At 54.8% G+C, this 13475-nt stretch carries 12 protein-coding genes; 5 read left to right on the forward strand and 7 right to left on the reverse strand.

All coding sequences use genetic code 11. From position 1 onward, the window contains the following. Positions 1 to 5: 5 nt before the first annotated feature. Complete coding sequence (locus tag M989_RS26475) at positions 6 to 137, reverse strand: peptidase (RefSeq protein ID WP_425337828.1); 132 nt, start codon at positions 135 to 137, stop codon at positions 6 to 8. Between M989_RS26475 and nlpD the strand changes: the two genes are divergently transcribed. Then, positions 79 to 1173: a murein hydrolase activator NlpD gene (gene nlpD / locus M989_RS05470; protein WP_425337829.1), complete on the forward strand. Its 1095-nt coding sequence runs from the start codon at positions 79 to 81 to the stop codon at positions 1171 to 1173. The genes M989_RS26475 and nlpD overlap by 59 nt on opposite strands. A 117-nt stretch (positions 1174 to 1290) precedes the next feature. Further along, positions 1291 to 2283 (forward strand): RNA polymerase sigma factor RpoS, encoded by a 993-nt coding sequence (rpoS, locus tag M989_RS05475; protein ID WP_064543125.1) that lies wholly within the window; start codon positions 1291 to 1293, stop codon positions 2281 to 2283. Between the two features lie 61 nt (positions 2284 to 2344). On the opposite strand, the gene M989_RS05480 is transcribed toward rpoS, so the two are convergent. After that, a complete protein-coding gene (locus tag M989_RS05480) occupies positions 2345 to 2749 on the reverse strand; it encodes a MarR family winged helix-turn-helix transcriptional regulator (RefSeq protein WP_064543127.1) in 405 nt (134 codons plus the stop codon). 151 nt (positions 2750 to 2900) lie between these two features. Between M989_RS05480 and M989_RS05485 the strand changes: the two genes are divergently transcribed. From M989_RS05485 to M989_RS05495, 3 genes are read left to right on the forward strand one after another with little or no spacing between them, the layout of a single operon-like run. Beyond that, positions 2901 to 3494 (forward strand): non-oxidative hydroxyarylic acid decarboxylases subunit B, encoded by a 594-nt coding sequence (locus M989_RS05485; protein WP_064543129.1) that lies wholly within the window; start codon positions 2901 to 2903, stop codon positions 3492 to 3494. Beyond that, the gene (locus M989_RS05490) at positions 3494 to 4921 is read left to right on the forward strand and encodes a non-oxidative hydroxyarylic acid decarboxylases subunit C (protein WP_064543132.1); all 1428 of its coding nucleotides are present in this window, start codon (positions 3494 to 3496) and stop codon (positions 4919 to 4921) included. Before M989_RS05485 ends, M989_RS05490 begins: the two co-directional genes overlap by 1 nt. Positions 4922 to 4931: 10 nt before the next feature. Continuing rightward, entirely contained in the window at positions 4932 to 5168 is a 237-nt protein-coding gene (locus tag M989_RS05495) for a non-oxidative hydroxyarylic acid decarboxylases subunit D (protein WP_064543134.1), read from the forward strand. A gap of 63 nt (positions 5169 to 5231) precedes the next feature. Here M989_RS05495 and M989_RS05500 read toward each other — a convergent pair whose 3' ends face one another. The 5 genes from M989_RS05500 to ygfM form a co-directional block, all read right to left on the reverse strand. Next, positions 5232 to 6599, reverse strand: a complete 1368-nt coding sequence (locus tag M989_RS05500) for an NCS2 family permease (RefSeq protein ID WP_064543136.1) — start codon at positions 6597 to 6599, stop codon at positions 5232 to 5234. 55 nt (positions 6600 to 6654) lie between these two features. After that, on the reverse strand, positions 6655 to 7971 hold the full coding sequence (gene guaD / locus M989_RS25450; protein ID WP_064543138.1) for a guanine deaminase: 1317 nt from the start codon (positions 7969 to 7971) through the stop codon (positions 6655 to 6657). Between the two features lie 18 nt (positions 7972 to 7989). After that, positions 7990 to 9390 carry a nucleobase:cation symporter-2 family protein gene (locus M989_RS25455; protein ID WP_064543140.1) on the reverse strand — a complete coding sequence of 467 codons (1401 nt, stop codon included), beginning with the start codon at positions 9388 to 9390 and terminating at the stop codon, positions 7990 to 7992. Between the two features lie 164 nt (positions 9391 to 9554). Further along, positions 9555 to 12425, reverse strand: a complete 2871-nt coding sequence (locus tag M989_RS05515) for a molybdopterin-dependent oxidoreductase Mo/Fe-S-binding subunit (RefSeq protein WP_064543142.1) — start codon at positions 12423 to 12425, stop codon at positions 9555 to 9557. Beyond that, a complete protein-coding gene (ygfM, locus tag M989_RS05520; RefSeq protein ID WP_064543144.1) occupies positions 12422 to 13201 on the reverse strand; it encodes a molybdopterin-dependent oxidoreductase FAD-binding subunit in 780 nt (259 codons plus the stop codon). The genes M989_RS05515 and ygfM overlap by 4 nt, the downstream gene beginning before the upstream one ends. Between the last annotated feature and the right edge of the window lie 274 nt (positions 13202 to 13475).

Consider the following 13475-nt stretch of genomic DNA (forward strand, 5'->3'; position numbering starts at 1 on the left):
GGCAGTTAACCTATTCCTGGGGGATAAATGAGCGCGGGAAGCCCTAAATTTACCGTCAATCGTGTTGTGGCATTATCACTGGTTTCACTTTGGTTGGCCGGTTGTACTTCTTCGAATAATGCACCAGCGCCAGTCAGCTCTGTGAACAGCGGAGGCTCCAGCAGCACGAACTCCGGCATGCTGATTACGCCGCCGCCCAAAATGGGCAGCACGGCGCAATCAACGCCTCAGATTCAACCGGTACAGCCGGTTCAGACCCAGCCGGTGCAGGCGCAGCCGCAAGTCGCGCAGCCCGTTGCCGAGCAGCCGGTACAGATGCAGAACGGCCATATCGTCTATAACCGTAAATATGGCGACATTCCTAAAGGCAGCTATACCGGCGGCAGCACCTATACCGTGAAGCACGGTGATACGCTGTTCTACATTGCATGGGTTACCGGGAATGATTTCCGTGACCTGGCGCAGCGTAACAACGTTGCGGCGCCGTACGCCCTGAACGTCGGCCAGGTTCTGCAGGTGGGGAATGCTTCAGGCCAGCCGATTACCGGCAATAACTCGGTCGCCATGGCCAGCGCACAGGCCAGCAGCGGAAATTCCGGATTAGTCTCAAAACCTGCACAAAATTCAACCGCGGTTGTTGCGTCGACTCCGACAATTACGTATTCTGAGGATTCAGGTGAACAAAGTGCTAACAAAATGTTGCCTAACAACAAGCCTGCGACGACCGTCACAGCGCCTGTAACGGCACCCACTGCGAGCACGACCGTACCGAATGCCAGCAGTACTTCAACCAGTTCGCCAATCTCTTCGTGGCGCTGGCCAACTGACGGCAAGGTCATCGAGAACTTTAGCGGCACCGACGGTGGCAACAAAGGTATCGATATTGCGGGCAGTAAAGGACAGGCAATCGTCGCAACCGCCGATGGGCGCGTCGTCTATGCCGGTAACGCACTGCGCGGTTACGGTAATCTTATTATCATCAAACACAACGATGATTACCTGAGTGCCTACGCTCATAACGATACAATGCTGGTCCGGGAACAACAGGACGTCAAGGCGGGGCAGAAAATCGCTACCATGGGTAGCACCGGAACCAGTTCAACACGTTTGCATTTTGAAATTCGTTACAAGGGGAAATCCGTCAACCCGCTGCAGTATTTACCGCAGCGATAAGTCGGCAAAGTACTTCACATGAACGCTTTCAGGCGACGTCGGCGACCGCAGAGGTCGCCTGAAAAGTGACATGATAAGGTGCATTGCCTGGGGATCACGGGTAGGAGCCACCTTAAAATGAGTCAGAATACGCTGAAAGTTCATGATTTAAATGAAGACGCGGAATTTGATGAGAATGGAGTAGAGGTTTTCGATGAGAAGGCCTTAAATGAAGAGGAACCCAGTGACAACGAACTCGCGGAAGAAGAGCTCTTATCGCAAGGTGCCACTCAACGTGTACTCGATGCGACTCAGCTTTACTTAGGCGAGATCGGCTATTCTCCGTTATTGACCGCTGAAGAAGAAGTTTATTTTGCACGTCGTGCCCTGCGTGGCGACGTTGCCTCACGCCGTCGGATGATTGAAAGCAACCTTCGTCTGGTGGTAAAAATTGCCCGCCGTTACGGCAATCGTGGTCTGGCGCTGCTGGATCTGATTGAAGAGGGCAACCTGGGGCTGATTCGTGCCGTAGAGAAGTTCGACCCGGAGCGTGGGTTCCGTTTTTCAACCTATGCCACCTGGTGGATTCGTCAGACTATTGAACGGGCGATCATGAACCAAACCCGTACCATTCGTCTGCCTATCCATATCGTTAAAGAGCTAAACGTCTATCTGCGTACCGCGCGTGAACTGTCCCATAAGCTGGACCATGAACCGAGCGCGGAAGAGATAGCTGAACAGCTGGATAAGCCGGTTGATGACGTAAGCCGTATGCTGCGTCTCAATGAACGCATCACTTCAGTTGATACGCCGCTGGGCGGAGATTCTGAGAAAGCGCTGCTGGATATCCTGGCCGATGAAAATGAAAACGGTCCGGAAGACACCACGCAAGACGATGACATGAAGCAAAGCATCGTAAAATGGCTGTTCGAACTGAACGCCAAACAACGAGAAGTGCTGGCGCGTCGTTTTGGCCTGTTGGGGTATGAAGCAGCTACGCTGGAAGATGTCGGCCGCGAGATTGGCCTGACCCGCGAACGCGTGCGTCAGATTCAGGTTGAAGGTCTGCGTCGTCTGCGTGAAATTCTGCAGACGCAGGGGCTGAATATCGAAGCGCTGTTCCGCGAATAAGCCTGTTTTTTTCAAAGAGGTCAGTCATCAGACTGGCCTTTTTCTTTGCTTTTTTTCCGCGTTATTCCATCATCTTACGAATTAAATGCGTAAACTGCTCTCGTTCCTGCGGCGTCAAACGCTGTAAAAATTCATCATCCACGCGGTTTCCCACCGGCTGGCTCGCCGCCAGTAGCGCTTCCCCGTCCGGCGTTAAAAAAACAAAGCGCCGACGCTTATCATCGGGGTCATGCTCGCGTTTGACCCACCCACGGGCTTCCATTCGGCTCAGCATTTCAGCGAGCGTCGCCTTGGTGCTGACCGCCACGCTGGTCAACGCCACTTGTTCAATGCCCGGGCATTCGGCGATGGAGCGCATGACCGCATACTGCGGCTTGGTGAGTTCCGGCAACTCGTGCTGCCAGCGTGATGTATGCTGCTGAAAAAGATGGCGGAGCAGGTGAAACGCTTCGTTTTTGATCTCCATGATCGCTCTCCGGCAAGGTATCTGCGCTTATGATAGCCGCTCCCGACTCATTGAACAAAAAATGCGAGCTTCGCTGAACAACCTTGCCAGACTCGTCCAACAGGAGTAGCTTAACCACATTGTTCGTATACGAACGAAAGTGAGGTGAGAGATGAGACTGATTATTGGCATGACGGGAGCAACCGGCGCGCCGTTGGGGGTTGCGCTGCTGCAAGCGCTGCAAGGCATGCCGGAGGTGGAAACGCACCTGGTGATGTCGAAATGGGCCAAAACCACCATCGAACTGGAAACTCCGTGGAGCGCACGCGATGTTGCCGCCATGGCCGACTTCAGCCACAGTCCGGCCGATCAGGCTGCGACCATCTCTTCCGGCTCTTTTCAGACCGACGGCATGATTGTTATCCCGTGCAGTATGAAGACGCTGGCCGGTATTCGCGCTGGTTATGCGGATGGTTTGGTGGGGCGTGCCGCTGACGTGGTGCTGAAAGAGGGGCGCAAGCTGGTGTTGGTACCCCGCGAAATGCCGCTCAGCACTATCCATCTGGAAAACATGCTGGCGCTCTCGCGCATGGGGGTGGCCATGGTGCCGCCCATGCCCGCGTTTTATAACCATCCGGAAACGGTGGACGACATCGTGCAGCACGTGGTGACCCGCGTGCTCGATCAGTTTGGCCTCAAACATGACAAGGCCCGTCGCTGGCAGGGTTTACCGGCGGCGAACCAATATTCACAGGAGAATGCATAATGGCTTTTGATGATTTACGTGGGTTCTTGCAGGCGCTGGAAGACCAGGGACAACTACTGAAAATCAGTGAAGAGGTCAATGCCGAGCCCGATCTGGCCGCCGCGGCCAATGCAACAGGCCGCATTGGCGACGGTGCGCCCGCGCTGTGGTTTGATAACATTCGCGGCTTTACCGATGCTCGCGTTGTGATGAATACCATCGGCTCCTGGCAGAACCACGCTATCTCTATGGGGCTGCCAATCAACACGCCGGTGAAAAAACAGATTGATGAGTTTATTCGCCGCTGGGATAAATTCCCGATTGCGCCAGAGCGCCGCGCTAACCCGGCGTGGGCGGAAAACACCGTCGACGGCGAAGACATTAACCTGTTCGATATTCTGCCTCTGTTCCGCCTGAACGACGGCGACGGCGGTTTTTACCTCGATAAAGCGTGCGTCGTCTCGCGCGACCCGCTGGATCCAGATAACTTCGGTAAGCAGAATGTCGGCATTTACCGTATGGAAGTGAAGGGTAAGCGTAAGCTGGGCCTGCAGCCGGTCCCGATGCACGACATCGCGCTACACCTGCATAAAGCGGAAGAGCGTGGCGAAGATCTGCCGATTGCGATTACCCTGGGCAACGACCCGATTATTACCCTGATGGGCGCTACGCCGCTGAAGTACGACCAGTCAGAATATGAAATGGCCGGCGCGCTGCGCGAAAGCCCGTATCCGATTGCCACCGCGCCGCTGACCGGTTTCGACGTGCCGTGGGGCTCTGAAGTGATCCTCGAAGGGGTGATTGAAGGCCGCAAGCGTGAAATTGAAGGACCGTTCGGTGAGTTCACCGGCCACTACTCCGGCGGTCGTAACATGACCGTGGTGCGCATCGATAAAGTTTCGTATCGCACCAAACCGATTTTTGAATCGCTGTACCTCGGCATGCCGTGGACCGAAATTGACTACCTGATGGGCCCGGCGACCTGTGTGCCACTCTACCAGCAGCTGAAGGCGGAGTTCCCGGAAGTGCAGGCGGTAAACGCCATGTACACCCACGGTCTGCTGGCGATTATCTCCACGAAAAAACGCTACGGCGGTTTTGCCCGGGCGGTGGGGCTGCGTGCGATGACCACGCCGCACGGTCTGGGCTACGTGAAAATGGTGATTATGGTTGATGAAGACGTCGACCCGTTCAACCTGCCGCAGGTGATGTGGGCGCTATCGTCAAAAGTTAACCCGGCGGGTGACCTGGTACAGTTGCCGAATATGTCGGTACTGGAACTGGATCCGGGCTCAAGCCCGGCGGGCATCACCGACAAACTGATTATCGACGCCACCACCCCAGTTGCGCCGGACAACCGCGGTCACTATAGCCAGCCCGTACAAGACCTGCCGGAAACCAAGGCCTGGGCTGAAAAACTGACCGCTATGCTGGCTAACCGTAAGTAAGGAGGAAAAGATGATTTGTCCACGTTGCGCCGATGAGCATATTGAAGTGATGGCGAAATCGCCGGTGAAAGGTGTCTGGACCGTATACCAGTGCCAGCACTGTCTGTACGCCTGGCGCGATACCGAGCCGCTACGCCGCACCAGTCGCGAGCATTATCCGGAAGCGTTCCGCATGACGCAAAAGGATATCGACGACGCGCCAATGGTGCCGAGCATTCCGCCGCTGCTGGCGGAAGATAAGCGTTAAAATCGCTCGCCTTTTTTACTGATTATTCCACTCCGCGCAGCGATACGCGGAGTGGTTTTTTTGTCAGATTGCCCATCCGCCAGCATAAAATGTAACCAGCGCAAGAGTGATTATCACTGTACCGATATTCAGTTTTTGCCATTCACGCGCGACCACGCGCCCAACGACCAGCGTCACAAAGCCGAGCATAATGCCGGTGACGATATTACCGGTCAGCACGATAAATACCGCACAAACCAATCCGGACATCGCATCAATAAAGTCATTAAAATCAAGCTTTGAGACGTTACTGAGCATCAACAGTCCGACGTACATCAGCGCTGGTGCGGTGGCATAGCCTGGGATCAGATAGGAGAGTGGCGATAAAAATAAAATGGCCAGGAACAGGCAGCCGACAACGGCGGCCGTTAACCCGGTTTTGCCGCCAGCGGCCGTACCGGCGGCGGATTCGATATACACCGCAGCAGGCGCGGCACCCACCAGACCGGAGAAGACCGAACTGATTGAGTCGCTGGTTAGCGCTTTACCGCCATTAATAATCTGATTGTCTTTGTCCAGCAGATTAGCCTGACCGGCGACGGCGCGGATGGTCCCCGTGGCGTCGAACACCGCCGTCATCACCAGCGCCAGTACGCTGGGCAGTACCGTTGGCTTCAGCGCTCCCATAATATCAAGGCTGAAAATCAGTGACTTACCATCGGCATCGCTCAAACTCGGCATCGCCACCAGGCCGTGATACTGTACGTCGGGATCGAAAATAAGACCAATGATCGAGATGATGATGATAACCAACAGGATCCCGCCAGGAACCTTGCATTTTTCGAGGCCAAAAATCACCGCCAGGCCAAGCAGACTCATCAGTACCGGGAATGAGGTAAAGGATCCCAGCGCGACGGGCAGCCCTTCCAGCGGATTTTTAATGACCATACCTACACCGTTTGCGGCAATCAGCAGCAGAAATAGCCCAATGCCGATACCCGTGCCGTGCGCAATGCCGATAGGGAGGTTGCGGAGGATCCACGTTCGTATCCCGGTGACGGAAATGGCGGTAAAGATAACCCCCATCAGGAATACGGCGCCGAGGGCGACGGGCACGCTAATATGCTGCCCCAGCACCAGGCTAAAGGCGGTAAACGCGGTTAGGGAGATGGCGCAGCCGATCGCCATCGGCAGGTTAGCCCATAGACCCATCAGTAGTGACCCGAACCCAGCAACCAGGCAGGTTGCGACAAATACCGCCGCCGGAGGAAAACCGGCCTTACCCAGCATACCTGGTACGACGATGACGGAATACACCATAGCCAGAAACGTGGTTAACCCGGCCAGAATCTCCTGGCGAACGCTGCTCCCACGCGCTGAAATTTTGAAATACGCATCGAGTGTGCCGCGCGGTGACGAGGCGCTGGGTGCTTGCTGTATATCTCCAGACATAATAACGCCCTCAGAATAGAGTAAAAGGTTTCTATTTAATAGATTTTAAAATCAATCAGTTGCGCTCATAAACGAGTCTGCCATCGACATAGGTACGATAGATGGAACGATCGTCGCCCAGTGTCATCATGACGAACAGCTTGTCGGCCAGCGTGACGGAGTTGTCATAGCGCAGCTGCTGCAACGGTGTTGCGGTAGGCTCCAGCACGACAAAGTCGGCCTCTTTACCCTGAGCGAAGTTGCCAATCAGATTCTCCAGCCCAAGCGCTTTTGCGCCGCCCAGGGTGGCGAGATAAAACGCTTCATAGGCCGAAAGGCGGTAGCCCTGTAGTTGCACCACTTTGTAGGCTTCATTCAGCGTTTGCAGCATATTGAATGTGGTTCCGGCGCCAATGTCCGTGCCCATCCCCACTTTGACTTTTTTGTGCCAGGATTTTTGGAGATTAAACAACCCGCTGCCGAGATACAGGTTGGAGGTTGGACAGAACGCGATGCTGGAATCCGTTTCGCTGAGACGATCCCACTCTTTTTCTTCCAGATGGACGCAGTGGGCGAAAACACAGTTTTTTCCGGTTAAACCATACTGGTGATAAACATCGAGATAGCCGTCGTGCTCGGGGTACAGCGCTTTTACCCATGCAATTTCATCTTTGTTTTCACAGAGATGAGTATGCACCCAGGTATCGGGGTACTCTTCGCGCAGGCGCTGTGCCATCGCCAGCTGTTCCGGCGTCGAGGTTGGGGCGAAGCGCGGCGTAATGGCGTAGAGCAGGCGGCCGTTTTTATGCCAGCGCTCAATCAACTCCTTGCTTTGCAGATAGCTGCTTTGCGCGTCATCAAGCAGGTAATCGGGCGCGTTGCGGTCCATCATGACCTTACCGGCAATCATGCGCATATTGATATGGCTTGCCGCTTCAAATAACGCATCGACCGACTGCGGATGTACCGTGCCGAAAACTAGCGCGGTCGTGGTGCCGTTACGCAGCAGCTGTTTGATGAAGAAGGTCGACATTTCGCGGGCATATTCGAGATCCTGATAGCGGCGCTCCGCCGGGAAGGTGTGCTTGTTCAGCCACTCCAGCAGCTGTTCGCCGTAGGCGCCGACCATTTCACTTTGTGGGTAGTGAATATGGGTGTCGATAAATCCCGGCACGACTAATTTCCCGCGATAGTCGCGGATGCGGATGGTGTTAGGAATGCGATGCTTACCGTCTTCCCATTTCCCAAACCATTCCACTTTCCCGTTTGCGATCAGCAGTAGCCCATCTTCAACGAAACGTAACGCCGACTCGATCTCCTCCGGGTGGGTAACGGTTCGTGTAATGTCAATAAAGCTACCGCGTACGGCTTTTAATGTCTGTTCTTCGGCCATGACAAATTCCTTTCAGATTTAAAACGAATCCTTCGCAGAGGAGGCTGCCGGTAAAATCTCTTCTGGCCGATAACCGCCGGGAAGAATGAGATTCAGGATGATGGCGGTCAATCCACCCGCGCAAATAGGGTTTTCTACCAGGACATAAATTGATGCAGGCAATATTTTGAAAATTTCGGGATCGTAGGAGACGCCAAGCCCTAATCCCAATGAGGTGGCGACGATTAGGGTGTCGCGACGCTTAAGGCCGTTGGTGATGATGATGCGGATCCCGGCGATGGCTATCATGGAGAACATCAGCGTCATCGCGCCGCCGAGCACCGCCGAAGGAATGGTGGTAAAGAAACCGCCGATGACCGGGAACAACCCCAGCACCACCAGCATCACGGCGATGGCGCGCCCAATGTAGCGAGAGGCAACGCCGGTCATTTGGATCACGCCGTTATTTTGCGCAAAAGTAGTGAGCGGCAGCGACCCCACGGCGGACGCAATAACCGATACCAGCCCATCGGCCAGCACGCCGCCTTTCAGGCGCGACTGGTATTCGTCTCCCTGAATCGGGCGGTTCGACACCATCGCGGTGGCGGTAATATCCCCAACGGCTTCCAGCACGCTGAGTAAATAAATGGTGCCAACCACCAGAAAGTGGTGAAAACTAAAGTGAAAACCGTATTTGAACGGGGTAGGAATGGTGATGAGTGGCAAATTCTGCAGGGTGCTGAAATCCACCATTCCCAGACATAATGAAACAACGTAGCCCACAAATAAGCCAATGGCGATACCGCCCATGCGCAACAGAGGGCTACGACAGCAGTTGAAGCCAATCACGACGATCAGCACTAATAGTCCGACGCCAATATGCTGGTAGCTGCCGAACGTTCCGCTGCTTTTGGCTGCAAAGCCGCCGCCAAAATCAATAATACCGACTTTGATTAAGCTCAGGCCAATCATCAGCACCACAATACCGCTGACGGTCGGCGTAATCACCCGACGTAAATAGGGTAAAATAAATGATGCGCCGACGACCAGAAAGGCGCCGACAAAGGAGATTCCGAGCAGCGAAGACATAATCAATTCTTCATGAAACCCGTCATTTTTCATGCTGCTGCCGAGCGCAATCATTACGGTGACAAAAGAGAAGTTAACCGACTGGATTGATAACAAACCGGAACCGACAATACCGTAGCGATTAACCTGTAGCCAGGTGCCGATACCGGAGGCGATCATCGCCATCGACACCAGATAAGCGGTGGTATCTGCGGAAAGTTGCAACGCCGCGCCAACGATTAATGCGGGTGTCACCATCGGGACGAAAATAGCTAATAAATGGGTTACCGCGCCAATAATAGCTTGATGAAACGGTGGCCGATCTTCCAGCTCATAAATAAGATCGGAACCGGTGCGAGTTATATCAGACATCCCTTCACTCCTTCTAAAGTAAATTTGATCATCTGATTCTGGGATTATATTTCGCGAATTTTAGGTACAGGAAACCCTGAGAACGCGACATCTCAATTCACTCTGCAACCTTCATTTGAATAGATTCGGGTATCTAAACGGGCCGCCGTAGCGGCCCGCTGTCGTTACATGTTTCCTAATGCATGCAGTATTTTTTCTGGGGTAAAGTGCCATTCGCGTAACCAGACGCCGCAGGCGTCGTGAATGGCGGTGGCAATCGCCGGTGCGGCGCCGTTAACGCCAATTTCAGAGATGGACTTAGCGCCAAAAGGCCCGACTTTATCATCGCTGGGCACCAGTACCGCGCGGAAATCACGGGGAATATCGCCGATTTTAGGTGCGCCGTAGGCGCGCAGGTCGCGCGTGAGCGGGTGGCCTTCAGCATCGTAGATAATTTCTTCGCTCAGGCTGTGGCCAATGGCGCGCAGCGTAGCGCCATAGATTTGCCCCAACGCCAGCTCCGGGTTAATCGGGGTGCCGCAGTCGAGCAGAGCGTAGAACTTATCGAGGCGAATTTCACCGGTGCGGGTATTGATCCCCAGCTCGACAAAGTTGGCGCCGTAAGGGAAGGCGAAATCAGGCGTGATATAGCAGGCGGTGGCGGAAAGCGCGCCGAAACCTGTGCCGGTTTCGCCCTGATGGGCAATATCACCAAAGCTCACTTCACCTTGCTTGCCGCGAACCACGCCCGGCGCAGCGATACTCACATCCTCCAGCGGCTCATTCAGCATTTGCGCGCCGTGGACGAGGATTTTGTCACGTAGATTTTCCGCCGCTTTACGCGCCGCGTTGCCGGAGAAGCAGGTGCCCGACGAGGCATAGGCGCCTTTATCGAATAGCGCGCTGTCGGTGTCGCCGGAGATCACCTGCACGTCGGCCAGCGGGCAGTGCAGTACTTCTGCCGTCAGCTTGGCGACGACGGTATCCAGCCCTGTACCGATGTCGGCGCCGCCGGACTGAACGATAAAGGTACCGTCAGATTCCAGCTTGATGAGACAGTTTGCCTGATCGATATCCGGGATCCCTGACTTTTGCATGATAATCGCCACGCCGCGTCCGATGCGCCAGTCACCTTGATGTGGTTTGGGCGATGACCATTGAATCATTTCCCGACCTTGACGCAGAATCTCTTCCAGCGCGCAGCTGGCAGCGGACGGTACTGAGGTTGGCGCTTTACCTTCACCAATCGCCCCAAGAATTTTTAGCTCCTGCCCTTCGTGCACGCGGTTGCGTTCAATCATCTCCAGCTGATCGATTTGCAGCTGCTCCGCCAGCTCCGCCAGAGCCATCGTCAGTGCGAAATTGCCTTTTGGCGCGCCATAGCCCTGATAAGCGCCGGTTGGACAAATATTGCTGTAGTAGGTGGTGACCTGGAAATCGACGTTATCGCAAGGGTACAGCGGCAGTGACAGCGCCGGGCCGTTACACGGCACCGTCAGAGCGTGGTTGCCATACGGCCCGGTGTTGGCGCAGAAATCCATCTTCACGGCGGTCAGGCGGCCATCTTTTTTCGCCCCCAGTTTTACCGTCACTTTGGCGACGTGGCGTGAGGTGTTAGCAATGAACTCCTCTTCGCGGGTATAGCGGAAATAGACCGGACGCCCTGTGACGCAGGTCGCCCAGGCGCAAACCTCTTCTAACAGAATATCCTGTTTTGAACCGAATCCACCGCCAACGCGCTCTTTAATGACATGAACCTTGTGCTGCTTCATGCCGACGAGGCGTGCCACCTGGCGACGTACGTGCCACGGCACCTGGGTTGATGCATGAATCACCAGCCGATCGCCGTCCATACGGGTAAAGCAGATGTGGGTTTCTGCCGGACATTGCTGGGCCTGGGTCGAACGGTAGGTACGTTCAATGATCACGTCGGCATCGGCAAAACCTTTCTCAATATCGCCGATGTGGCCATGGATGCTGGCGGCGATATTTTTACGCGGGCGTGCGCCGATCGGGAAGTTCACGATCATGTGCTCGCCGCGCTGTGCGGCGTGCAGGTTATCACCTTCCAGCGTATCCGGCGCGCCTACGCCGTACACAACCGGCTCGTCGTGTACGATAGGTGCATCCTCCGCCATGGCTTCATCAATCGACATGACAGGCTTCAGGACTTCGTATTCAACGTCGATGAGCTTGAGCGCGGCCTGTGCAATCTCTTCATTTTCCGCGACGACGGCAGCCACCCGGTCGCCGACGTGGCGCAGTTTTTTACCAAACATGCGTCTATCGAGCGGCGAGGGTTCCGGCGCGCTTTGCCCGCCGGGGGTGTAGTAGAGATCGGGGCAGTTTCGCCAGGTAATGACGTGGACAACGCCCGGCAGGGCTTCCGCGCGGCTGACATCAAGATGGCTAATCAGCGCATGCGCGTGCGGGCTGCGCAGCATTTTGATGGCACAGGCATCTGCGGAGATGCGATCTTCGACGTAGCACGGTTTCGCCTGCACCATTTTGGCGGCATCCGTTTTAGGATGCAGCTTACCAATGACGGTGAGATCGTCACGGAATGTCGGAGCAATTTCCAACGAGGCGTTTGGGTCGGCTTTACGAGCTACGGCCAATTCAACTACTTGATAATATTGCTGCCAGCCCGCATCACGGCTGAATAAACCGGACAGCGCATCGTCGATCTCTTCGCGACTGGGGGTGGGGATCCGATCAAGGAGATCGGTGATGATAAGCGCGGCAGCGGGGTCGTTATAGCCAGACTGCACAACGCCAACGTCGATCATTGCCTGCTGCACCAGGCTCGGCTCGTTCCACTTACCCAGTGATTCCGCAGTGAAAATTTTTGCCTGATCCAGTTGGGCGGCGATCAATAACGATGCGTTGACAATATGACCATTAAAAAGAATGGCATCGGATCCTGCGAAACCAAAACCGTCGTCGCTGTTACGCACCGCGTGCAGACCAAGATTAAACAGCATTTTCTGTACGTTTTCGCCGGGATTAACCTTCATCTCCTGAGCCGTACCGTTGAGCGTGAAATGAATAATCATGCGATTTCCTCCCCCATTTGTAGGCAATCGGCATACAGATCCGCTACGACGACACCCGTGATATAGCGTTTATAGGCAACACTGCCGCGAAGGTCTTCCTGCGGGAAAATCGCCGCGCTGACGGCTTGCTCCAGCGAATTTCCTTCCCGATGCTGTTTTTCGACATCGCGCAGGCGCTGCGATTGAGCACAGACGCCATCGAGGGCGATGCGTATGCCGTCGTGATCGGTAAGCGCCACGGCGGCGGTCACAACGGTTAACCCGGCCTGTGAGCGGCTGATTTTGCGGGTGGCGCAGGTTCGGTAAGGGTCCTGAATCACTATTTCGGTAATCAGACGATCGCCAGGATTAACCAGATAATCTTCCAGCGGTAGCGTTTCGCCGTTTCCGAAGAGCAGTAAGGCATCCAGCGCCAGCAGTACGGGCAGTAAAACGGACTCTTCCTGCCGGGCGGCAATTTCACCGCCGATGGTGGATTGATTGCGCAGGTGGCGGGAGTAGATAAAGCCGAGAGCGTCGTGTAATGCATTGGGGATAAAAGGGGTATCGCGTAACGTTTGCAAGGAGGTCATCGCGCCAATGCGCAGCTTACCGTTGTCCCAGTCTACCCATGCCAGTTCCAGATCCTGCAGAGAAATAGCGATACGTTTTTCGGTGCGCGTCGGCGTGGCGTTGAGTTTGCTACCGCCAGCGAACCAGACGGCGTCATCCTGGTAGTGGCGCTTCAGTTCTAGCGCCTGCTCGACGGAGTCCGGTTTGAAAAATTGTTCGATCATAAACGTTCCTCGTGCTCCCCTCTTTGGTCAGGACAGAGGGTATATATCGGTTGCGGCCTTAACGGCCTGTGCATAGATGAGTTGTCAATTGAAATTGAGGGATATGCAGCAACATTCGCACCACTCTTGCGCAACGGAGGTATTAAAATAAAATTATGTGAGTAACTTCTAATCCTGAATCTACTTTGTGAAATATATCTCAGTTGGTCTGGGGGGCTTCGCGTGGTTTGCGGCGGCAGGAACTCTCATTTTTTGGGTTGCATTATTTTCTCGA

The organism is Kluyvera georgiana ATCC 51603, from assembly GCF_001654985.1.
Classification (GTDB): Bacteria; Pseudomonadota; Gammaproteobacteria; order Enterobacterales; family Enterobacteriaceae; genus Kluyvera; species Kluyvera georgiana.

Coding starts and splice junctions, on each gene's coding strand:
- M989_RS05490 (WP_064543132.1), top strand. CDS start 3,494: ATGGCTTTTGATGATTTACGTGGGTTCTTGCAGGCGCTGGAAGACCAG.
- M989_RS05515 (WP_064543142.1), bottom strand. CDS start 12,425: ATGATTATTCATTTCACGCTCAACGGTACGGCTCAGGAGATGAAGGTT.
- M989_RS05480 (WP_064543127.1), bottom strand. CDS start 2,749: ATGGAGATCAAAAACGAAGCGTTTCACCTGCTCCGCCATCTTTTTCAG.
- M989_RS05495 (WP_064543134.1), top strand. CDS start 4,932: ATGATTTGTCCACGTTGCGCCGATGAGCATATTGAAGTGATGGCGAAA.
- M989_RS05500 (WP_064543136.1), bottom strand. CDS start 6,599: ATGTCTGGAGATATACAGCAAGCACCCAGCGCCTCGTCACCGCGCGGC.
- ygfM (WP_064543144.1), bottom strand. CDS start 13,201: ATGATCGAACAATTTTTCAAACCGGACTCCGTCGAGCAGGCGCTAGAA.
- rpoS (WP_064543125.1), top strand. CDS start 1,291: ATGAGTCAGAATACGCTGAAAGTTCATGATTTAAATGAAGACGCGGAA.
- M989_RS05485 (WP_064543129.1), top strand. CDS start 2,901: ATGAGACTGATTATTGGCATGACGGGAGCAACCGGCGCGCCGTTGGGG.
- M989_RS25455 (WP_064543140.1), bottom strand. CDS start 9,390: ATGTCTGATATAACTCGCACCGGTTCCGATCTTATTTATGAGCTGGAA.
- guaD (WP_064543138.1), bottom strand. CDS start 7,971: ATGGCCGAAGAACAGACATTAAAAGCCGTACGCGGTAGCTTTATTGAC.